The sequence below is a fragment of the Paraglaciecola aestuariivivens genome, from assembly GCF_052983255.1.
Genome location: NZ_JBRKBA010000005.1, coordinates 154045 through 175694, shown reverse-complemented (window position 1 = coordinate 175694; position 21650 = coordinate 154045). Strand labels below are relative to the sequence as shown.

Genomic DNA, 21650 nt, shown 5'->3' with positions numbered 1-21650 from the left:
AGATTGAGAAGTTTCAGACGCGTCTAAAGAATACATTTTTCACCCGTTTATTTAGTTGGTTAAAATTAGAAGATAAGCTAATGATTCGTATACTAACTATTTTTTGGTTAAATATCCAGCCAAAACCCACAAACAATTGCTATATAAGCTATTCCATTAAATTGTATTGAACATTTTTGCTTTAATTTTTGCTTGAAATTTATTAGATAAAAATTGAACTCTAATGGCTTTAGCCTTACATTAGCGCCTTATCGCACTTAGCCCTATTGCTAGGCTAAGCTGCCATTTTGTAGAGGTGTGTAATGGAAAAATATGAAGAGTTATTAGTCTCGTTGAGAAAAGTCATTCGTGCGATTGATCTTTACTCAAAAAAACTATCTAAAGAAAGTGGCTTAACCAGCCCACAGTTAATTGTTTTACAAGAAATATCTGTTCACGATGGCTGTATGGTAAAAGATATTGCTTCGAGTATTAACTTAAGCTCGGCCACTGTAACCAGTATTTTAGATAGACTAGAAGCGCGTTCATATGTGATCAGAGAGCGCTCGGCTACTGATAGACGTAAAGTGGGTTTGCACCTTACTGAAGAAGGTAAAGCAGCGATAAAAGATGCCCCTAGACCACTTCAAGCGCATTTTATTGATCGCTTTGAAAAATTACAGGACTGGGAGCAAACTCAACTGGTGTCTACCATGCAGCGCATTGCCAATATGATGGATGCCGAAGACCTAGACGCCGCGCCTATGTTAGAAGTAGGTGCCATTCAAAGATTCACTACCCCACAGTAGTGAGTCTTAGTTTAGGCAACATACCGCTTAGGTCTGTGATTTACGCACCGGCCTCTATTATCCTAAGCCAGTTTTTCCATACTCCTAATTCGGCCAAAGCTAATTTAATACACACTAAAATAGGAACAGATAACAGCACCCCTGTTAGGCCCCATAACCAACCACAGGTTAATAACCACACCATTACCACTAATGGATTAAGTTGCATGTTTCTTCCCAGTACCATTGGCGTAATAAATTGAGATTCAAGTAAATTTAAACTTAAATAAGCAGAAATGGGCAATAATACTGCAGGTGTCACACCATATTGCACCACGCCGGCCAAAGACAAAATCAACACTCCAATAATTGAGCCTAAGTAAGGAATAAAGTTTAATACCCCTACTATTACCCCCCACAATAATGCATCTTCTAAACCAATCACATACAAGAGCGCAGCGGTAGACAAACCTAAACCTAAGTTAATGCTACTAACAGTAGAGATGTAACGCGATAACTGTTGTTGTGTTACGTTGATCAACCTCATGGCGCGTTGGCGTTCATGTTTTGTTGGCAGCTCGCGTACAAAGGCTTGAAATAGATCAGGGCCAAAAATCAATAAAAACAACACAAAAATGCAGCCACTTAAAAATTGCGCTAACACTAAAGGTGCTGCGCCTATTGCCTCAATTAAAAATTCCATGCTGCCTTGTTTAATCCGCTCATTCACCACTTTCGCTGGAGAGTCACTGGGAGCTGGCGGCTCTTCTTCATCATCGGTAAACCAACCAAACAAAGTAAAGCCCTTTTTAGGTTTGCTGGCTAATCGTTCTGCTTGTTGCTGCTCTTCAAACGCTTCGCTTATTGTTTCTACTTTTTCAGTGAGATGCACAGACAATTTTGGCACTAATTTAGCCCACTTTTGCGCAGGTTCAATTAGCTCTAACCCAATCAAAGTAAAAGGTGTTGCCAAAATACTTAATAAAACAATGGAAGACAGGGTTCTAGGAATATACACGCGCTTGCAAGCTGCCACTAAAGGGCTAAGCAGCAGGGCAACTAACACGGCAAGCAATAAAGGTATGATCAAGGACTGAGCAAAGTATAGGGTATACAGCACAGCTAAAAATAATAACCATTTAATACTAGGAATATCAGTAAGGCGCCTGCTTTTTGATTGTTCACTTGGGGTGAGAGTCTGACTTTGATTACTGCTCTGAGTTTCCATGCACTTCCTAACAACGAGTTGTGCCCGATATTTTTATTGGGCTAGGCTAAAATTAGATCATCTACCACAGTCATATTACTTTTAAACACCACTGCATTTACTTTATATGACTAACTTAGCTGCGATGCTGGCATATAAATTATGCATTTAACTAACAAATTGTGCCATGGCCTTAGCGTCATCTGCAATACGCTTGGCAATCAACACTAATTAACTATTAAGCCAAGTAAAAATACCTACCTTTCAAATGAACTAGATAGCTAACCAAACTAAATGTGCCAGATAAAGCAAAGGTCCTAGTTTAAAGTAGGTCTAAGTACTATAAAATAAACCCACTGTTACTTTTTTAAAGTGTTTGTTACATTATGTAGATTGACTAATAAGAATTCTAAACTTTGAAAAGACTTGTTCTATTAACCATATTTTTTAGCCACTTTGGTTTGGCCAAAGACAGTGTTGTCATGGGCGTATTGATATTCCCACCTTTTGTTATGCTTGATGAAAAAACCTCAGAGTGTAAAGGTGATGTCATTGACCGGACCAGAGAAATTTTGGCTGATTATATAAAAACCTTAGAGATTTTATGTGCTCCACCCAGTCGCATGTATAGTTTAATGGATAACCATAAAATTGACTTTACTATACACACTAAACACACGCCGTCTTTACCGTCGGACACCCTCTACGTTGATACTCCTTTTGGTGAATATAGTATTAGTCTTTATAGCCACAACGCAGCAAAATCCAAAAACGACATTGCCGCAATTAAAGGTTTTACTTACCTAGGATTTAGAGACAAGTTAAAGCAGCAAGGTTACGAATTTTTTGACATGCCCAATACTATTTCTGCCATTCAACTTTTTATAAAGAAAAAAAGCAGTCATTTAATTGCTTACGACTCGGCAGTTGAATTTTACACAGGTGAAAAAGAGTTAGATTTAAGTAAAGATATTTCTAAAAAAGTAATCACTAAGATTGTTAGCCACTTTGCAATTTCTGCACAATCTCCCTTAAAAAGCGATTTAGAAGCTTGGTTTAACGATTATGCCAAAAAACATCAACTGTCTCATTTTTCCACCACTAAATATTAATCCTCCTAGGCACAATCGAGAGTATACTTAGCTGCAAGCTTTACTTTCATTCACTGCCTAAGCCTGTAGCTTTAGCTCAGTTAACCAAAGCCAGCATTTTACTCACTGTATTCCAATTTCTAGCGGTCACCGCCACTCCAAGTACCTTTTCTACTTTAGCTGCAAGTTTAGAACGCCCAATGCCTTCGGGAGCATGCAAATACAATACATCTTGAATTAATTGAAAAGATTCACTCGGCACTTTAAGCGCCTCTAATTTTTTACTATCGACGACCTCAGGCAACTCTGAAAGAAAATATAAATGCACAGACTTGGGCTCAGATTCGGCTGCTTTGTATGGGTTATTAGCCGCGGCAAGTTGAAATTTGCTAAAAGGTAATAAAAATAATCTTGGTGAAAACCCAAACCTATGCTGGATTTGAGTGGCTATTTCATCCGTCAACTTTTGTTGCTGATTTTGTGCATGTTGTAATAACAAGTTACCACTTTGGATATAACTTTTTACTTGTTCACAGCCTATTTCGTTTAAACAAGCAGTTAACTCTTTCATGGGCATAATATTATTGCCCCCAACATTAATGCCACGTAACAAAAGTACCCATGAATTCATTAATGTTGCTCCATAAATTCTCGTAACGCCTTAAGCATTTGTGCGTGCAAAGGGTTCGCTTTAGGAACGTCACAAGGGCCAATCTCTAACATTCCAGCATCGTTAAATTGCATTGCATTTAACTGAGCTTGATTAATCACTACATCAGCGTGACAAACATCTAATGCTTTATCAATGGCAAACAACTTGTTAGGCCCTTGATTACGAGCCATTAAATCTTTAATCCCAGAGATTAAGGTGGTGCCATCGGCCTCAGAATGGCCAGCAAAAATAGGCAGATTTAGCCCCTTACCTTGGTCTAAACTTTGCCGAATTGAAAAAATCACTTCAATCAGCTCTAAGGCTGCAAAACGTGAAACTTTAGGATATTTGTAAGGATTACGGCCTTGGGTTTGATAGTCGCCATCCAGCCACTTTGTAAGCCACTGAACGCCCCATATTTTAGCCATTTTCTCAACGCCAGAGTCAAGGGCCAAGGCGCCAGAAAACAACAATAACCCTTTTACATGCTCAGGGTTATTAATAGTGTAATTTACCGCTAACGCCCCACCTGTTGAAAAACCACCAAGATATAATTTGCTTCCCAACCCTTTGGCCATCTCTACTACCTCAGACACATGGGCTTGCCAACGTACGGCTAAATTAGGATCTTGCATATCTGCATCTGCCGCTTTTTTACCATGACCAGGTAAAAGCGCCACTACTACAGTCATGCCTTGCTGATGCAAGGATGTGGCAATTGAACGAAAGAAAAAGGGCGAATCGCTTAACCCATGAAACAATACTACTACTTTTTCTTTGGCTTGATTATGATGCAAGATATAAGGTGCATTGCCGGCATTTTTGAGGGCCTCAGAGCAAATGCTATAGGCTTGATTTAAGTCGCTTTCACATGAGTAAGTTTCACCTAGCTGTGAAGCATAAATTTGCCCAAAGTTAGCTAACGCCGAGCTGATAGGACGTGCCCAACTGTTAGCACTAAATAGTATGCTCGATAATCCAATAACTAGAAAAATAAACTTCATTTACAGCGTCTTAGGTGATTTTTTTAAAGAGATACTATATCTACTTGGCAAACAATTTACTAACTAGATAAACAGAAATGGCGCCAATTAGGCGCCATTTTTTGTTACAACATGCTTAGAAACTAACTTTAAGCAAAGTATTTGGCAAGCTCATCGTACCCGCCAATTAACTTGCCATCGATAAACACTTGCGGCCAAGTTTCGTTACCTGATAAGGCTTTTAGTGTGGTAAAAGACACTTCTCTACCCATCACTAACTCTTGGTATTCAAAGCCTTTTTCGTCTAACAAGTTTTTCGCTTTAGCACAAAATGGGCATCCAGGTTTAGTCAAAATGGCGGTAGCCGTTGCAACTTTGGCTTCTGGAGCAATATAGGCCAACATAGTGTCTGCGTCAGACACTTCAAATGGGTCGCCTGGTAAATCTGGTTCGATAAACATTTTTTCTACTATGCCGTCTTTAACTAGCATAGAGTAACGCCAACTGCGCTTACCAAAACCTAACTCAGCTTTATCAACTAGTAAGCCCATACCATCAGTAAATTCACCGTTACCATCTGGGATCAAAGTCACATTATCTGATTCTTGATCCGCCGCCCATGCATTCATAACAAAGGTATCGTTTACAGACATACAAATAATGTCATCTACACCATTGGCTTTAAAGGTTTGAGCTAGTTCGTTATATCTTGGTAAGTGAGTAGATGAACAAGTAGGGGTAAAAGCGCCCGGTAAAGAAAACACTACTACTGTTTTCCCTTTAAATAATTCATCTGTAGTAACATTTACCCACTCGTCGTTAACACGAGTAGCAAAGGTACATGAAGGAACAGCTTGACCTGATTTATCTGCAAAATTTGGATTAGACATAAATTCTCCGTTTGACTGAAATTAACTAACGGGGAAAGCATAACCTTGCACTTCAATCATTTAAAATAATTAATATCGATTAGCCTAATCAGTTTATACAATCAAACTAGTCTTTAAAAAAATCTTGGCTTTGCTCACTTAATAAAGCTTCAATATCTTCTATATCTATTTTAGGCATTTCGGCGGTTTGCTGATCTTTATTGGCACCACTTGGGATCGCTTTTTTCTCGTCTGCCCATTCACCTAAATCAATTAACTGACATTTTTTACTACAAAATGGGCGGTATCGGCTTTCGGCTGTCCAGGCTACGGTTTTTTGGCATTGGGGACAATTAACTTGTGTTGGCATAGAGCTCTTCCTATTTTTATCAGCAACTTGCCAGTTTAAATTGTACTGTGCTTTCTACTGCAGAACTGCCTTCAAGTGTTGGCATAAATAAAGTAAAACGAATGGCATAACGATATTTGTTACCCGATAACATGGGGTAGTACCCAGAATTAGTGGCACATAACACTCTGATTAACTCGTTTTTGTCTTCTGCAATACCTTGATAAAAGCCCTTTTGCGCTTTAATTGGACTAAAACGCCCTCTTTCTCGCAAAAACGACAAAGTCACTTCTATTGCTTGTTGTATGGGCAGTAACTCATTTAGCCAAGCATTAACATGTTGCTGTTTAGTTTGTGTGGGTTGCTGTAACCAATAGTGCAGGTTAGGTAAATCAAAACTACAAGTTCCACCAGGAATAGCAAATCTTTGGCGAACCGAAGCTAAAAACCTATCTTCTTTTAATTCCGCACCAACCTTTTTACTGCCTTTTAAGCTTGTGCGTAAACGTAAAATCTTTTTAAGGGCAAATTGTAAGGCGTCATTATCTATGTTTGGATGCTGTGACCAAATCACTAGATTTTTTTCATGTAGTTCAATATCTTTTAATACATCATTGCGCAAATCAATGCGTTCAGATAAATCAAGTAAGGTAAACAGGCAATCTAAAAAGTTAATGTATTGCCAATCTTCAACTGCAGACTTTCCTTGCTCAAGCTGTTTAAATAACTGCTCAAGCCTAAGGTAAGTGCGTACCTTTTCATTGAGTGGAAATTCGTAGATCGCTTCGGACATGTTGGCCTGTTTGTTGATTAATTAACCTGCTTTAGATGCAGTACTAGTTACAAAGGGTGATTGTAAAGAATTTTTAGTCAAATCAATAGACTAAATTCCCATTTTTACCTTGGACTTGCTTAGATAGAGGTATCTGCTTGGTTGGCTAACTTAAGGTAGGTCTGATGGAGTTGATTAACCTGTTCGAGCAAATCCTGTGGCTCACCGTTGTTGTTGATAACATCATCTGCCACAGCCAATCTTGCTTCTCGACTTGCTTGAGATTGCATTATGGCTTGAATTTGCTGTTGGTTTGATTTATCTCTTAGCACTGTTCTTTGCAGTTGCTTCGTTTCATCAAGATCCACAATCAGCACCCTATCAACTAATTCGGTCAGGTTATTTTCCACCAACAAAGGCACACTAAGCATGCAATAAGGCGAGCGGGCTTGTTGTGTTTGAGCCACCATTTGTTGGCGAATGGCTGGGTGTAACAACTGATTTAACCAATCTTTATGTGATGGCTGCGAAAAAATTAATGCACGGAGTTTAGCGCGATCCAGTTCGCCATTCGCTTGTAGTATATCTGCACCAAACTTATCAACAATGGTGGCTAATGCCGGTGTATTAGGCTCTACCACTTGCCGTGCAATCACATCCGCGTCAATCACATCAATTTGATGTAAGGCAAATAGATCGGTAACAGTGGTTTTGCCGCTACCAATTCCCCCTGTTACCCCTACTACCAATTGGCTCATGCCAATAACCACTGCCAATATTGCGCCACTATCCAATCACCATATAACAAAGTTAACCAACCTGCTGCTGCAAGATAAGGCCCAAATGGAATTGGCTGGCTTTTGTCTTTGCCTTGCATAGTGATTAAACCAATACCTACTACAGCGCCAACTAAAGAAGACATTAAAATCACAACGGGCAAATGCTGCCACCCAACCCAAGCGCCTAACGCGGCCAGTAATTTAAAGTCACCGTAACCCATGCCTTCTTTACCCGTTAAAAGTTTAAAAGCCCAATATAAACTCCATAAACTTAAATATCCTATGGCCGCCCCTAAGATTGCATCTTGAGTTTTAACAAATGGCGAATCTATACTAATGATCAAGCCTATCCACAATAACGAAAGGGTTAATTGGTCGGGCAATAACATAGTATCTAAATCAATAAAGGTCATGGCAATCAATAACCATGTTGCAAGCACCGCGGCCATGCCTGCTAAGCCAAAACCGAATTTCCACGCCGCCAATGCCGACAACAGCCCAGTAGCCAATTCAACTAGTGGGTAGCGCATAGAAATAGGGGTTTTACATTGACTGCATTGACCGCGCAAAGCTAACCAACTGAATACAGGTATGTTTTCCCAGGCACGAATTTTATGCTGGCAGTTGGGGCAAGTAGAATCAGGTTTAATCAAATTAAATGGTGGGGTTTCGGCCTGTGCTTTGGCTTGTTTATCATCATTGGTATATTCGGCAATTTCTCTACGCCAACTGTTTTCCATCATGACTGGTAAACGATAGATCACTACGTTTAGAAAGCTGCCCACTAACAAACTTAAAATAAAGATAAAACCAATAAAAACTGAGGGGGAGTCGGCCATTAATTGAAACATTGAGTGCATAAAAAGTCTTATTTTTGCTGGAAGCTGTATCTATTGCTTAAGCTTGCCAGATTTTTAACTGGCAAGCCATGATAGTGTGATTAGCTATGAAAAAAACAATAAAAAACGAAGTAAATTAGACCACATTACCCATTTCAAAAATGGGTAAATACATCGCAACAATCAAGCCACCAATTACCACGCCTAATACCGCCATGATCATAGGCTCTAGTAAGCTAGTTAGGCCGTCCACCATATCATCTACTTCAGCTTCATAAATGCTTGCTACTTTGCCTAACATTTCGTCTACGGCTCCAGCTTCTTCACCTATGGCAATCATTTGTACCACCATTTCGGGGAATACCGCAGTGGAACGCATGGCCACATTCATGGGGATCCCCCCAGACACTTCTTTTTTGACAAATAAAATGGCATCTCGAAACACCGCATTTCCAGCCGCGCCCGCTGCAGAGTCTAATGCCCCAATCAGTGGTACACCTGCAGCAAAAGTGGTAGATAAGGTACGAGTAAAACGCGCCACTGAGGCTTTTTTAAGAATTTCACCAATGACTGGAATTTTTAGTATTTTGGCATCCACTGAATCCCTTAGCTTTAAGGATTTTTTGTGAGCTCGAGCAAACAGCATGCCTGCCGCAACCACCACCCCGCCCATGATCAAACCATAATCTTGCATTAAGCGCGAAATGCCTAATACAAACTGAGTAAAGGCTGGCAGTTCAGCCCCAAAACTAGAAAAAATCTCTTCAAATTGTGGCACCACAAAAATCAACAATATAGTCGTCACAATAAAGGCTACGACTATTACCGCTATTGGGTAAAACATGGCTTTTTTAATTTTTGATTTTAGCGCTTCGGCTTTTTCTTTATAAATAGCTATACGATCATAAATAGTTTCTAAAGCGCCAGATTGCTCACCGGTTTCCACTAAATCACAATATAAATCATCAAAATGGTCTGGATGCTGCCTAAGGGTTGCCGACAGCGGATTACCCGCACTCACGCTGGCACCTATTTCACTTAACATTTTGCGCATTTTTCGATTGGCATGCCCAGTTGCGATCATATCCAAAGTTTGGATTAGTGTGACACCCGCACTCAGCATAGTAGCGATTTGCCTAGACACTAAAGCAATGTCTACCGGCTTAATATTTTCACCGCCACCAAATAACGGAGTGGCTAATTTTTTTACTTTTTTAGCGGATATTCCCTGGCGCCGAAGTTGATTTTTGGCCTCGACAATTGACATGGCTGAAATTTCGCCTTTGACAATCTGCCCTTGTCGATTCGAGCCGCTATACACAAAAACTGTAGGAGTTGCTGCCATAATGAGAATACCTGCCTTAATGTAGAATCAAAAAAGCCCGGAGAGTCCGGGCCTGTAATTGAATAACTATTTAACTAGCACAGAGTAGTTGGAACACAAGCTGTAGCCCAAGTGATGTTGCCACTTGCTTGTACAGTTGGAGTCAAGGTAAAGGTACCTGCACCTGTAATAGTTGAATCAGAAGGTTTAGTACCTACAATCACACCGTCAGCAGTAGATACACCTACAATACCTGCGCCTGCTGTGATGTTAGCTGGGATGCCATTTGCACCGCCATCACAATCTGCAAGAGCATTGCCCATTTGCACACAGATTTCTACCGCTGTTTTCGCAGCTGAAGTACCGTTAGTTACTTCAGTAAAACGCGCTTTTTCAGTGTAAGACTGGTAAGCTGGTAACGCAATGGCTGCCAAAATACCGATAATAGCCACAACAATCATCAATTCGATTAATGTGAAGCCGCCTTGTTTTTTAGCATTGTTTAGTTGAGTCATGTTCATGGTTTTTTCTCCTACACATTAGTGTGTAAATTTAAGTTAAAGTTTCACGCTTAGTTGCCGGATTAGGGCGTTGTTTTGAATTCCTGTTCAGTATAGAACGACTTATGCATCTGACAAGTATGTAGAAACATACCTAAGTCTTAGCCTTACCACCCCAATAACCAATAGCCTGTCATTACTTAAAAAACAACTAGGGCGTTAGGTTAATATGTACGTCTAACACGCAAAGACAAATCTATTGCCTGTAGGTGTTTGGTCAAAGCCCCAGAAGAAATGTAATCTACTCCTAATGCAGATAACGCTTTTAGCCTTTCTATGGTTATATTGCCCGACACTTCTAACTTACATTGCCCTTTATTAATCGCTACAGCTTGTTGCAACATATCAAGGCTAAAATTATCAAGCATCACTATATCGGCTTTTGCTTCTATTGCTTGATGTAATTCTTCTATAGTTTCAACTTCCACTTCTACTGGTAGATGCGAATAGTATTCACGTGCTTGTTTGACTGCATTTAAAATAGAGCCACAGGCTAAAATATGGTTTTCTTTAATCAAGTAGGCGTCGTATAAACCCATTCTATGATTTTTGCCGCCGCCACAGGCAACCGCATACTTTTGAGCTAAACGCATACCAGGTAGGGTTTTACGGGTGTCCAATAACTGAGTCTTCGAACCAGCTAGCTCTCGTACACACTTTGCAACTGTAGTAGCAGTGCCTGACAGAGTTTGTAAAAAATTTAGCGCAGTGCGTTCGCCAGTTAATATATAGCGCGCATTGCCATTTAACGTGACAATTTTATCATTTGCTTTTAATTCGTCGCCATCTTGGGCATGCCAATCTAACTGGATATCTGGGCTAAGTTGCTTAAAGGTTTCGGTTACCCAAGCAGCACCGGCTAGTACACATGGTTCACGGGTAATAATATCGGCTTCTACTTGTTGAGATGCGGGGATCAAGTTAGCGGTAATGTCGCCTTGTTCGGCATCAAGGCCATTTAAATCTTCTGCTAGCGCGATTTCTACGGCTTTTTGTATATCTTTATTATGCATAATCTCTCTTTACTTGAGGTAAAACTCAACCTATAAATTTCGTAATATTAGCCACTGGCCTTTTTGACTAAATTCTAATTGTTTTAAGGCACTCATGCCCAATAGAATTTCATTATCTTTAAAACCTGGATTTAAATTTGCTTTGACATCGGTTAATTGAATATCACCAATGGCAAGCCGTTCTATGTTAGTTTGTGCCACTTGCACCCGTCCATTAGCGGTTTGCACCCAAAATCTTTGCCCTAATTTTAGGTTTAGTTGCTCGGCCAAATGCATAGGCACAGAAACATGGGTAGCTCCAGTATCCAGCAAAAACACCACAGGTTGGCCGTTAATCGCCCCACCAGTAACATAATGTCCGGCTCGATTCTGTTTAAGTTTAACTTCTTGAATACCTTGATTAACTGACGAAATGGGAGTGGAATTAGGATTAAATTGATTTGCTAGTTGTTCGTCAAATAACGTGGTCAACATTGCTAATCCAATAACCCAAGCAATGACTAACATGGTTTTTCCCATTTTATTCTGTTGCATTGCCTTAATTATTCCCCATAAAATAGAATCACTTATCTTTATTTTGAAGTCGCTATCATAACAATAATGCATCATATTTTAAGCTTCTTTATATCCAAGTTTTGCCTATGAGCAACGCAATTAAACACGCAATGTTAACTCAAGCTAGGTTTTGTCCTACTACCCATTGTGATGACAGAAGCAATTCCGACAACATATCCTTGCTGGTTATTCATAATATTTCCTTGCCACCCAACCAATTTGGCGGTGACTTTATTGAATCTTTTTTTACTGGTTGCTTAGATCCCAAGCTAGACCCATATTTTACTAGCATTTACCAAATGCGGGTATCGGCTCATTGTTTAATTAAACGAAATGGAGAGGTGCTGCAATTTGTTCCTTTTGACAAACGAGCTTGGCATGCTGGAGTATCTAGTTTTCAAGGTGTGGCTGCTTGTAACGACTATTCAATTGGCATTGAATTAGAAGGCACAGACCATATTCCATACACAGATGCACAATATCAAAGCCTTTCTGAGGTGACAAAACTACTGACAAGCCAGTATCCAAAGATTACTATCGGGCGTATTGTTGGCCACAATGATATTGCGCCAGGACGAAAAACCGATCCTGGGGTGGCATTTGATTGGGCTAGATTTCGCCAAATGTTATAACTTGTAAGATTAACTTAAAGAGAAAACACCATGACACTAATCAGCTTGTTGCTGGTCTTATTTCTAGAACGCGTCAGTACCCAAAATCAATATTGGCAAGCGAGCTTCTATGTAGATAAATATATAAGTGGGATTGAGTCCAGAGGTTGGTTTAATGCCAAGTCGTCTTCTTGGTTAGTCATAGTACTCACCTTAGTGCCAGTATTCTTGGTGTACTTACTAGTACAAAAGTTTTCTGGGGGGCTAATAGAATTATTGTTAAGTACCGCTATTTTAATGGTATGCATTGGTTGCCCAGCGATTCGTGAAACTTACAAATGTTTTTTACAAGCGGCTAACAGAGGTGACTTAACCGCCTGTGGATTATATGAACAGCAAATTACCGAATCCGATCAAGACAACTATTCTTTTGGCCTTAACTTGGTATGGCAAAATTACCGTCACTACACAGCCGTAATTTTATGGTTTGCCGTGTTTGGGGCCGCAGGAGCTGTGTTATATGTGTTAGTCAGGGAGTTAGCCAGTAAATTGCCAGATGATAATGCTCAGGCTAATGCACAAATTAACAGTGTCTTACATATTTTAGATTGGGTACCAGTAAGGATTACCGCTTTAGGATTTTTGTTAGTTGGACATTTTTCACGGGCATTTTCTAGTTGGCTTAACTATTTCCCTGATCCGTCAGTCTCGGCCAAAACCTTGTTATTGGCTGTGTCAAAACAAGCTGAAGAAGTCGAACCTGACCAACAAGATTGCACGGAAGAGCCTTGCACTTTAGTACGTTTAGCCAAACGAAATGTGCTTTTGTTGTTAGTGGTTATTGCAATTTTGACCCTTTCAGGTTGGATCAACTAACAGGTCTTACCACACACCACCTTCTTTCAAGCCCAGTTATTCTGGGCTTTTTGCTCTTTCGCCTCCGCAAAAAGCACAACTTTAGTAAAATTAATATTTACCTCTTAGCAAATGTCTACTAAGCTATCTGGCTAATTGGTATTACCATTTTACCACTTTGACTATTTTTTAACTAAGCGGAAGCTCAGAATGCGCCATGTGCAATCCAGAAAATTATCCGATGATATAATGGAACAATTAGAGTCCATGATGTTAGATGGTCGATTATTGGCTGGACAAAAGCTTCCATCTGAACGCACTTTAGCTGAACAATTTGCGGTATCTCGCCCGTCGGTACGCGAAGCCATTCAAAAGTTAGAAACCAAAAATTTAGTTGAACGCAAGCAAGGCGGCGGCACTTTTGTAAAACCGCGTTTAAACGAGCTACTCACCGACCCCTTATTAATGCTGTTATCTGAAAAACCAGAAATGCAATTTGACTTGTTAGAGTTTCGACACGCATTAGAAGGCATGGCGGCCTATTATGCAGCGCTTAGGGGGCAACCTGACGACTATCAAGCCTTGCAAGAAGCGTTAAACGCCCTTCCGCAAAGTGAGAGTCAGCAAGATAAAAGGCAAGAAGCCGCTGCATTAGTTAATTTTTATCTAACTATGGCAAATGCTGCACACAACATGGTTTTACAGCATGTTATGCGCAGTCTACAGTCTATGTTGCAAGATAATATTCAACGCAACTTAGAAGTGTTGGCAAAACACCCAGATGCCGGAAACAATATTAATCGTCAAAGGCAAAATATAGTCAAAGCTATTCTCGCGCGAGATCCAGAACAGGCCCGTCAAGCGAGCAACGAACACTTAGCCTATATTGAAGAAACGTTATTAAACATAAATCGACAAGACATGCGTATGCAGCGTGCATTGCGCAGAATTGAAGTAAATTAAGTATTTAAAAGCTAAGGCTAATTTTAGCTGATTAAAATACCAGACAGCTTATTGAGCTCATTTATACCTAAAGGTAGAGATTCGATAGGTTCCCATAAAAGCAAACAAAAATAAGGAAAGCACCATGGCTAATATGATGCATCCGGATGTGGATCCACAAGAAACCCAAGAGTGGTTAGATTCTCTTGAAACAGTGTTAGAAGAAGAAGGCGTTGAACGTGCTCACTTTTTATTAGAAACACTTATTGATAAAGCTAGACGCAGTGGAGCCCACTTACCTTATGATGCGACCACTGCCTACATCAATACCATTCCGGTAGCGCAAGAGCCTACTATGCCTGGTGATCAATCAATGGAAGCCCGTATTCGTGCTGCCATTCGTTGGAATGCCTTAATGATTGTATTACGCGCCTCTAAAAAAGATTTAGAGTTGGGCGGCCACATCGGCAGTTTTGCTTCTTCAGCCATGTTATATGATGTGGGCTTTAACCACTTTTTCAAAGCGCCTTCAGACAAGGATGGCGGGGACTTTATCTTTTCTCAGGGGCACATCTCTCCAGGAATCTACGCGCGTTCTTTCTTAGAAGGCAACTTAACTGAAGAGCAGTTAAATAACTTCCGTCAAGAATGTGATGGCCAAGGTTTATCTTCTTATCCTCATCCGCATTTAATGAAAGATTACTGGCAATTCCCTACTGTTTCTATGGGGTTAGGTCCTTTACAAGCCATCTACACCGCACGTTTTTTGAAGTATTTAACTAACCGTGGCATTAAAGATTGTTCAGGTCAGCGTGTTTACTGTTACATGGGAGATGGTGAGTGCGATGAGCCAGAATCATTAGGTGCAATTGGTCTTGCATCGCGTGAAGGTTTAGACAACCTAACTTTTGTCATCAACTGTAACTTACAACGCCTTGATGGGCCAGTTCGTGGTAACGGTAAAATTATCCAAGAACTTGAAGGAACTTTCCGTGGTGCCGGATGGGAAGTGGTTAAAGTGATTTGGGGAAGCTACTGGGATGCCCTAATTGCGCGCGATACCTCAGGTAAATTATTGCAACTTATGAGCGAAACAGTTGACGGTGAATACCAAAACTGTAAAGCCAAAGGCGGCAAATATACCCGTGAAAACTTCTTTAATAAATACCCAGAAACCGCTGCCTTGGTTGCCAATATGTCTGATGAAGACATTTATCGCTTAAACCGTGGTGGCCACGATCCAGTGAAAGTATTTGCGGCCTATCAAAAAGCCATGGATACCAAAGGTAGACCTACAGTTATTTTAGCCAAAACCGTAAAAGGCTTTGGTTTAGGTGCTTCAGGCGAAGCTTTAAATATCGCGCACAACGTGAAAAAAATGGATGTAGAGTCTATTAAAAAATTCCGTGACCGCTTTAATATTCCTGTTGCAGATGAAGCCATTGCTGACTTACCTTACTTTAAGTTTGCTGAAGACAGCGAAGAATACCAGTACATGAAAGCCCGTCGCGAAGCTCTAGGTGGCACTTTACCGCAGCGCCGCGAGCAAGCTGATGAGCAACTTGAAGTACCGGAACTAAAAGCGTTCGACGCCATACTTAAAGGCTCAGGTGAAAGAGAAGTCTCTTCTACCATGACCTTTGTGCGTGTATTAAATGCCTTATTAAAAGATAAGAAGATCGGTAAGCGCGTTGTTCCAATTATCCCAGATGAAGCGCGTACTTTTGGCATGGAAGGTTTGTTTCGCCAAGTAGGCATATATGCCAACGAAGGGCAAAAATATGTACCTCAAGATGCTGACCAAGTTGCTTATTATCGTGAAGATAAAAAAGGCCAGGTATTACAGGAAGGCATCAATGAACTAGGCGCTATGGCATCATGGGTAGCTTCTGGTACCTCTTATTCAACCTGTAACGCCACCACCATTCCGTTTTATATCTATTACTCAATGTTTGGATTCCAACGAGTGGGTGATTTAGCCTGGGCGGCTGGCGATAGCCAAGCGCGCGGTTTCTTATTAGGTGCCACGGCTGGGCGTACCACTTTGAATGGTGAAGGTTTACAACACCAAGATGGACACTCGCACGTTCAAGCTAACTTAATTCCGAACTGTGTTACTTATGATCCAACCTACGGCTATGAAGTTGCTGTTATTATTCAAGACGGTTTACGTCGTATGTATAAAGAAAACGAAAACGTTTTTTATTACTTGACGCTAATGAATGAAAACTATCAGCACCCTGCTATGCCAGAAGATGACAAAATTGCTGATCAAATCATCAAAGGCATCTACAAACTTGAACGAGTAGAAACCAAAGGCAAAGCCAAGTCTAATGTACAACTTATGGGCTCAGGCACCATTTTAAATGAAGTGCGTAAAGCGGCACAAATACTCAGCGAAGACTATAAAGTCTCTTCAGATGTGTATTCGGTAACTTCGTTTAATGAATTGGCTCGGGATGGTCAAGCTGTGGCTCGTTGGAATATGCTTAACCCAGAAAGTGAAAGCAAAACTGCCTATATTGGCCAAGTGATCACTAAAGAAGCAGGCCCTGCCATTGCAGCAACAGATTATGTGAAAGCCTACTCTGATCAGGTTCGTGCCTTCATCGATACTGAATATCGTTGTTTAGGTACAGATGGCTTTGGTCGCAGTGATAGCCGTGCAAATTTACGTACTCACTTTGAAGTAAACGCTGCTTATATAGTGGTTGCTTCGCTATACGAGTTGTCCCAAAGGGGTGACGTAGATAAAAAATTGGTTGCCGAAGCCATTAAGCGCTTTGACATTAACACAGACAAACTTAACCCACTTTACGCCTAATAGTGGCTAGATAAGGAATCTTATTCATGTCTGATTTGCAAAAAATTCTAGTCCCAGATGTTGGTGGCGAAGAAGTAGAAGTAATAGAAATATGTGTGGCAGTTGGCGACAACCTTGAAGCCGATGAAGGCATAGTGACGGTAGAAACCGACAAAGCCTCTATGGATATTCCTGCCCCTTTTGCTGGTGAATTAGCCAGCTTATCTGTGGCAGTTGGCGACAAGATAAAAGAAGGGGATGTGATCGGTGAAATAAAATCTGCTCAGGCCAGTAGCAGTGACAACACTGAAACTGACAAGCCAGCAGAAGCACAACCAGAAGCCGAAGCTCAACCACAAGCAGCAGCTCCTGAGCCTGCAGCCCAACCAGAACCTGCAGCCAAGTCTAGCGGTGCCAGTGAAATCATTGAAGTGGCAGTACCAGACATTGGTGAAGATGGCGAAGTTGATGTTATAGATGTATTAGTGTCTATTGGCGACGTTATTGAGCAAGAAGATGGACTGATCACACTAGAAACTGACAAAGCCACCATGGACGTACCTTCTACTCATGCTGGCACAGTTAAAGAAGTCTTTATTGCTACGGGCGATAAAGTAAAACAAGGCACTGTAGTAATTAAGCTAGAAACTGCTGGTAGTTCGGACTCCGACACTCAAGCACCTAGCGAAGCACCAGCTAAAGCCGAGGAAAAACCGGCAGCAGCACCTCAAAAAGTTGCGAGCCAAGCTAAAGCGGCACCTGTGCCCCCTGCTCCGGCTCCGAGTAATGGCAAGGCTCACGCTTCGCCGTCGGTTCGCCGCATTGCCCGTGAGTTTGGGGTTGATTTAACTCAAGTATCAGGCTCGGGTCCTAAAAACCGCATTCTTAAAGAAGATGTTCAGGCTTATGTAAAAGCAGAGCTGGCTAAACCTCGCTCAGGTGGTGCTGGTGCTGGCTCGGCAGATAATGTGTTAAATATTGTGCCTGTTAAACCTGTTGACCATGCCAAATTTGGTGAAGTAGAAATACAAGCATTAAGCCGTATTCAAAAAATATCTGGACCTTTCTTACATCGCAACTGGGCGACGATTCCACATGTTACTCAGTTTGATGAAGCTGATATCACAGAAGTTGAAAACTTCCGTAAAGAGCAAAATGCCTATCATGCTAAAATTAAATCTGGCTTAAAAATCACGCCTTTAGTGTTTGTCATGAAAGCTGTGGCCAAAGCCTTAGAGAAATACCCTACTTTTAATTCTTCGTTGTCTGACGATGGCGAAAGCTTAGTATTAAAAAAATACATCAATATAGGTATAGCGGTAGAAACACCAGGCGGCTTAGTTGTTCCTGTTATTCGTGATGTCAATAAAAAAGGTATTGAGCAACTTTCGCAAGAATTAATCGAAATTTCTGGAAAAGCTAGAGAAGGAAAATTAAAAGCTGCTGATATGCAAGGTGGCACCTTTACCATTTCTAGTTTAGGTGGAATTGGCGGTACTGCCTTCACACCTATTGTGAATGCGCCTGAAGTTGCTATATTAGGCGTTTCTAAATCAGAGATGAAACCTAAGTGGAACGGCACTGAATTTATCCCGCGCTTGATGGTACCCTTAAGTTTATCTTATGATCATCGTGTGATAGACGGCGCAGTAGGTGCAAGGTTCTCTACTGAAGTCGCGGCAAATTTAACTGATTTACGCAGAATAATTCTTTAAAACAAGAGGTAGCAGTGAACTGTTACCTCTTTATTTTAAATGGACGAGATAAAATTTATAACAAGCTGTTGTTAGGTCTACTAAGGTTAACAACGGCGGAAAATAACAAAATTTGAGGTTTAAAATGAGCGAAATAAAAACGCAATTGGTAGTGTTAGGTGCAGGCCCGGGTGGATACTCTGCGGCGTTTCGTGCTGCTGATTTAGGCATAGAAACAGTGATAGTCGATGCTCGCGATACCCTGGGTGGCGTTTGTTTGAATGTAGGCTGTATTCCTTCTAAAGCCTTATTGCATGTAGCCAAAGTCATTGACGATGCTAAAGAAATGGCTGGTCATGGGGTGACTTTTGGCGAACCTAAAATCGATTTAGATAAAGTTCGCGGTTGGAAAGATAGTGTGGTTAGTCAACTAACCAAAGGCTTATCTGGCATGGCTAAAATGCGTAAAGTTAAACACGTGCAAGGTTACGGCAAGTTTACTGGTAGCAACACCTTAGAAGTAGAAGGCAAAGACGGTAAAACAACCATTAACTTTGAAAACGCGATTATTGCTGCAGGCTCTGAACCGGTCAGCTTACCTTTTATTCCTCAAGATGATCCGCGTGTTATAGATTCTACTGGCGCCCTAGAAATGGCTGACATTCCAGAGAAAATGTTGGTACTTGGTGGCGGCATTATCGGACTTGAGATGGGTACAGTGTACCGCGCTTTAGGTTCACAAATTGATGTTGTGGAATTTTTAGACCAATTAGTGCCTGCCGCTGATAAAGACGTGGTTAAAATCTATCAGAAGTATGTTAAAGACAAATTTAACGTAATGTTAGAAACCAAAGTTACAGGCGTTGAAGCGAAAAAAGATGGCTTATATGTATCTTTTGAAGGCAAGCAAGCACCTGCAGAGCCAGTTAAATATGACAAAGTATTAGTTGCTGTAGGTCGTCGTCCAAATGGCAGTTTAGTTGATGCAGAAAAAGCGGGCGTTAAAGTAGATGAGCGTGGCTTTATCAATGTTGATAAGCAGCTTCGTACTAATGTGTCTAACATTTTTGCTATTGGTGATTTAGTTGGTCAACCAATGCTTGCTCACAAAGCTGTACATGAAGGTCATGTTGCAGCAGAAGTCATTGCTGGTAAGAAACACTTCTTCGATCCTAAGTGTATTCCTTCTGTTGCTTACACCGATCCAGAAATGGCATGGGTTGGGTTAACTGAAAAAGAAGCAAAAGAGCAAGGCATTAAATATGAGTCTGCAACTTTCCCTTGGGCTGCTTCAGGCCGTGCTATTGCTTCAGCACGTACAGAAGGTATGACTAAGTTAATATTTGATAAAGACTCACACCGTGTAATTGGTGGTGCCATAGTCGGAATCAATGCTGGCGAAATGTTAGGTGAAATAGGTCTAGCCATTGAAATGGGAGCTGATGCCGAAGACATCGCGTTAACCATTCATGCACACCCTACCCTAAATGAGTCTATTGGTTTAGCCGCTGAAATTTACGAAGGAAGCATTACTGACTTGCCAAACCCTAAGGCTAAGAAAAAGTAATTTAGCGTTTTTCGAAAAAGGGCCTTCAAAGGCCCTTTTTTTTGCCTAAAATTTAACAGACTAAATATTTATCTAATTTTTTGCTAAATTAGCTGCGGGCGACCTATACCCCATTGAGGCCAACTTGAAGCAAATTGAAATTTTCGACATCACTAGTCCCTGTATTGGGGTCTGCCAATCTGGCCCTAAAGGCTATTGTGTCGGCTGTTTTCGTTCAAGAGAAGAAAGGTTACATTGGATTAAATTAGAGCAAGATGTACAAAGTAAAATTATCAAAGCCTGTGCCATACGTAAAAAGCGTGCCAAACGAAAAACACCGCCTAACAAAGTGAAACAAAACTCCAGTCAACTTGATCTACTCGATCCCAAGCTAAACGACAATAATTAATAAGCATCTTAATCCTTTAGTTTTGTGCCAACTTGCAATGACTAGCGATAAGCTGACAGATCTCATGGTTTAACTCTGTAGGTATAGTGTGCCCCATTCCTTTAAAGGTTTTAAGTTTTGAACCGGCAATGGCATCGGCAGTAGCATGCCCTGCTTCTACCGATATAAGAGGATCATTTTCCCCGTGAATAACTAAAGTGGGTAAACTAACTTTTTGCAGTGCTGTAGTTCTATCTGGTGCGGCTAAAATGGCTGCAAATTGCCTGTTGTTGCCGGCTAAATTAACCCCTCTTGAAATAGATTGTTCAATTAAGGTCTCTATGCTTTTCTGATGAAATACAAAGTGATTACCATGCAACATTTTATATAGCTTTAGGCCATGACTAAGTTGTTGTTGAGGTTTTTTAGGGGGGCGAGTTAAAAGAGATAATAAAAATCCCATGGCAGGTTTTGGCAAGCTTCTGCTACCTGTTGTAGACATAATAGAGGTTAGGCTATACAACCTTTCTGGCGCCTCAATGGCAACAATTTGGGCAATCATTCCGCCCATAGATGCCCCAACCAAATGACATTTAGCAATGCCAAGTGCATCTAACAAGCCAAGTGTATCTTTGGCCATGTCTTTTAAATGATAGGCAGGTTTTATGCGACGCTTGAAAACTTGTTTAGCAATAAACTGCCAAATAGTGCTAGACGGGTAATCTGTTAACCAAGCGCTTTTTCCAACGTCTCGATTGTCAAACCTTATTACCCAAAATCCTAAGCTTGCTAATAATCGACAAAAGTCCTGATGCCAAAATATCATCTGTGTGGCTAAGCCCATTATTAACACAACAGGCGGATTACTAGGATCCCCAAAACTATCGTAATTAATTTTTATCCCATTGCTTTGGACGATTTTTTCTGGCGTATAATCAATTGGTTGCATAAAAATATACATAACTGTTTAGGCATAAACTATCCTAACTGCAATCGATTAAAATTAACCAGTAATAAATTGCCAATTTTAATACTCATTCCTAAAGAGTAT

22 protein-coding genes are annotated in these 21650 nt (G+C 40.7%); 9 read left to right on the top strand and 13 right to left on the bottom strand.

Annotated features, from left to right (window positions below):
• Window positions 1-302 precede the first annotated feature (302 nt).
• The gene (locus tag ACVCDT_RS09470) at window positions 303-788 is read left to right on the top strand and encodes a MarR family winged helix-turn-helix transcriptional regulator (protein WP_447132528.1); all 486 of its coding nucleotides are present in this window, start codon (window positions 303-305) and stop codon (window positions 786-788) included.
• Between the two features lie 40 nt (window positions 789-828).
• On the opposite strand, the gene ACVCDT_RS09465 is transcribed toward ACVCDT_RS09470, so the two are convergent.
• Window positions 829-1995: an AI-2E family transporter gene (locus ACVCDT_RS09465; protein ID WP_447132527.1), complete on the bottom strand. Its 1167-nt coding sequence runs from the start codon at window positions 1993-1995 to the stop codon at window positions 829-831.
• A gap of 395 nt (window positions 1996-2390) precedes the next feature.
• On the opposite strand from ACVCDT_RS09465, the gene ACVCDT_RS09460 reads away from it, so the two are divergent.
• The gene (locus tag ACVCDT_RS09460) at window positions 2391-3086 is read left to right on the top strand and encodes a hypothetical protein (RefSeq protein ID WP_447132526.1); all 696 of its coding nucleotides are present in this window, start codon (window positions 2391-2393) and stop codon (window positions 3084-3086) included.
• A 76-nt stretch (window positions 3087-3162) separates the two neighbouring features.
• Here the strand turns inward: ACVCDT_RS09460 and ACVCDT_RS09455 are convergent, their stop codons facing one another.
• The 11 genes from ACVCDT_RS09455 to ACVCDT_RS09405 all read right to left on the bottom strand — a co-directional run bounded on the left by ACVCDT_RS09455 (window position 3163) and on the right by ACVCDT_RS09405 (window position 11739).
• Window positions 3163-3696: a DUF1697 domain-containing protein gene (locus ACVCDT_RS09455; RefSeq protein WP_447132525.1), complete on the bottom strand. Its 534-nt coding sequence runs from the start codon at window positions 3694-3696 to the stop codon at window positions 3163-3165.
• Window positions 3696-4721 carry an alpha/beta hydrolase gene (locus ACVCDT_RS09450; RefSeq protein WP_447132524.1) on the bottom strand — a complete coding sequence of 342 codons (1026 nt, stop codon included), beginning with the start codon at window positions 4719-4721 and terminating at the stop codon, window positions 3696-3698. The genes ACVCDT_RS09455 and ACVCDT_RS09450 overlap by 1 nt, the downstream gene beginning before the upstream one ends.
• Before the next feature lie 128 nt (window positions 4722-4849).
• On the bottom strand, window positions 4850-5590 hold the full coding sequence (locus tag ACVCDT_RS09445; protein WP_447132523.1) for a glutathione peroxidase: 741 nt from the start codon (window positions 5588-5590) through the stop codon (window positions 4850-4852).
• A gap of 106 nt (window positions 5591-5696) precedes the next feature.
• Window positions 5697-5939: a DNA gyrase inhibitor YacG gene (gene yacG / locus ACVCDT_RS09440; RefSeq protein WP_447132522.1), complete on the bottom strand. Its 243-nt coding sequence runs from the start codon at window positions 5937-5939 to the stop codon at window positions 5697-5699.
• A 19-nt stretch (window positions 5940-5958) separates the two neighbouring features.
• A complete protein-coding gene (gene zapD / locus ACVCDT_RS09435; protein ID WP_447132521.1) occupies window positions 5959-6711 on the bottom strand; it encodes a cell division protein ZapD in 753 nt (250 codons plus the stop codon).
• Window positions 6712-6830: 119 nt separating this feature from the next.
• Window positions 6831-7448, bottom strand: coding sequence for a dephospho-CoA kinase (gene coaE, locus ACVCDT_RS09430; protein WP_447132520.1), 618 nt, complete (start codon window positions 7446-7448; stop codon window positions 6831-6833).
• Window positions 7445-8329 (bottom strand): prepilin peptidase, encoded by an 885-nt coding sequence (locus tag ACVCDT_RS09425; protein ID WP_447132519.1) that lies wholly within the window; start codon window positions 8327-8329, stop codon window positions 7445-7447. The genes coaE and ACVCDT_RS09425 overlap by 4 nt, the downstream gene beginning before the upstream one ends.
• Before the next feature lie 115 nt (window positions 8330-8444).
• Complete coding sequence (locus tag ACVCDT_RS09420) at window positions 8445-9653, bottom strand: type II secretion system F family protein (protein WP_447132518.1); 1209 nt, start codon at window positions 9651-9653, stop codon at window positions 8445-8447.
• Between the two features lie 74 nt (window positions 9654-9727).
• Complete coding sequence (locus tag ACVCDT_RS09415; protein ID WP_447132517.1) at window positions 9728-10153, bottom strand: pilin; 426 nt, start codon at window positions 10151-10153, stop codon at window positions 9728-9730.
• 203 nt (window positions 10154-10356) lie between these two features.
• Complete coding sequence (nadC, locus tag ACVCDT_RS09410; RefSeq protein WP_447132516.1) at window positions 10357-11205, bottom strand: carboxylating nicotinate-nucleotide diphosphorylase; 849 nt, start codon at window positions 11203-11205, stop codon at window positions 10357-10359.
• Between the two features lie 30 nt (window positions 11206-11235).
• On the bottom strand, window positions 11236-11739 hold the full coding sequence (locus ACVCDT_RS09405) for a retropepsin-like aspartic protease family protein (protein WP_447132515.1): 504 nt from the start codon (window positions 11737-11739) through the stop codon (window positions 11236-11238).
• A gap of 107 nt (window positions 11740-11846) precedes the next feature.
• On the opposite strand from ACVCDT_RS09405, the gene ampD reads away from it, so the two are divergent.
• The 7 genes from ampD to ACVCDT_RS09370 all read left to right on the top strand — a co-directional run bounded on the left by ampD (window position 11847) and on the right by ACVCDT_RS09370 (window position 20620).
• The gene (gene ampD / locus ACVCDT_RS09400; protein WP_447132514.1) at window positions 11847-12392 is read left to right on the top strand and encodes a 1,6-anhydro-N-acetylmuramyl-L-alanine amidase AmpD; all 546 of its coding nucleotides are present in this window, start codon (window positions 11847-11849) and stop codon (window positions 12390-12392) included.
• A gap of 30 nt (window positions 12393-12422) precedes the next feature.
• Complete coding sequence (gene ampE / locus ACVCDT_RS09395; RefSeq protein ID WP_447132513.1) at window positions 12423-13247, top strand: beta-lactamase regulator AmpE; 825 nt, start codon at window positions 12423-12425, stop codon at window positions 13245-13247.
• Window positions 13248-13436: 189 nt separating this feature from the next.
• Window positions 13437-14189 (top strand): pyruvate dehydrogenase complex transcriptional repressor PdhR, encoded by a 753-nt coding sequence (gene pdhR / locus ACVCDT_RS09390; RefSeq protein ID WP_447132512.1) that lies wholly within the window; start codon window positions 13437-13439, stop codon window positions 14187-14189.
• A 124-nt stretch (window positions 14190-14313) separates the two neighbouring features.
• Window positions 14314-16992 carry a pyruvate dehydrogenase (acetyl-transferring), homodimeric type gene (aceE, locus tag ACVCDT_RS09385; RefSeq protein WP_447132511.1) on the top strand — a complete coding sequence of 893 codons (2679 nt, stop codon included), beginning with the start codon at window positions 14314-14316 and terminating at the stop codon, window positions 16990-16992.
• 26 nt (window positions 16993-17018) lie between these two features.
• Window positions 17019-18686, top strand: coding sequence for a dihydrolipoyllysine-residue acetyltransferase (aceF, locus tag ACVCDT_RS09380; RefSeq protein ID WP_447132510.1), 1668 nt, complete (start codon window positions 17019-17021; stop codon window positions 18684-18686).
• 124 nt (window positions 18687-18810) lie between these two features.
• Window positions 18811-20232, top strand: a complete 1422-nt coding sequence (gene lpdA, locus ACVCDT_RS09375) for a dihydrolipoyl dehydrogenase (RefSeq protein WP_447132509.1) — start codon at window positions 18811-18813, stop codon at window positions 20230-20232.
• 124 nt (window positions 20233-20356) lie between these two features.
• Window positions 20357-20620 carry a DUF1289 domain-containing protein gene (locus ACVCDT_RS09370; protein ID WP_447132508.1) on the top strand — a complete coding sequence of 88 codons (264 nt, stop codon included), beginning with the start codon at window positions 20357-20359 and terminating at the stop codon, window positions 20618-20620.
• Between the two features lie 16 nt (window positions 20621-20636).
• On the opposite strand, the gene ACVCDT_RS09365 is transcribed toward ACVCDT_RS09370, so the two are convergent.
• A complete protein-coding gene (locus ACVCDT_RS09365; protein WP_447132507.1) occupies window positions 20637-21548 on the bottom strand; it encodes an alpha/beta fold hydrolase in 912 nt (303 codons plus the stop codon).
• Window positions 21549-21650 lie beyond the last annotated feature (102 nt).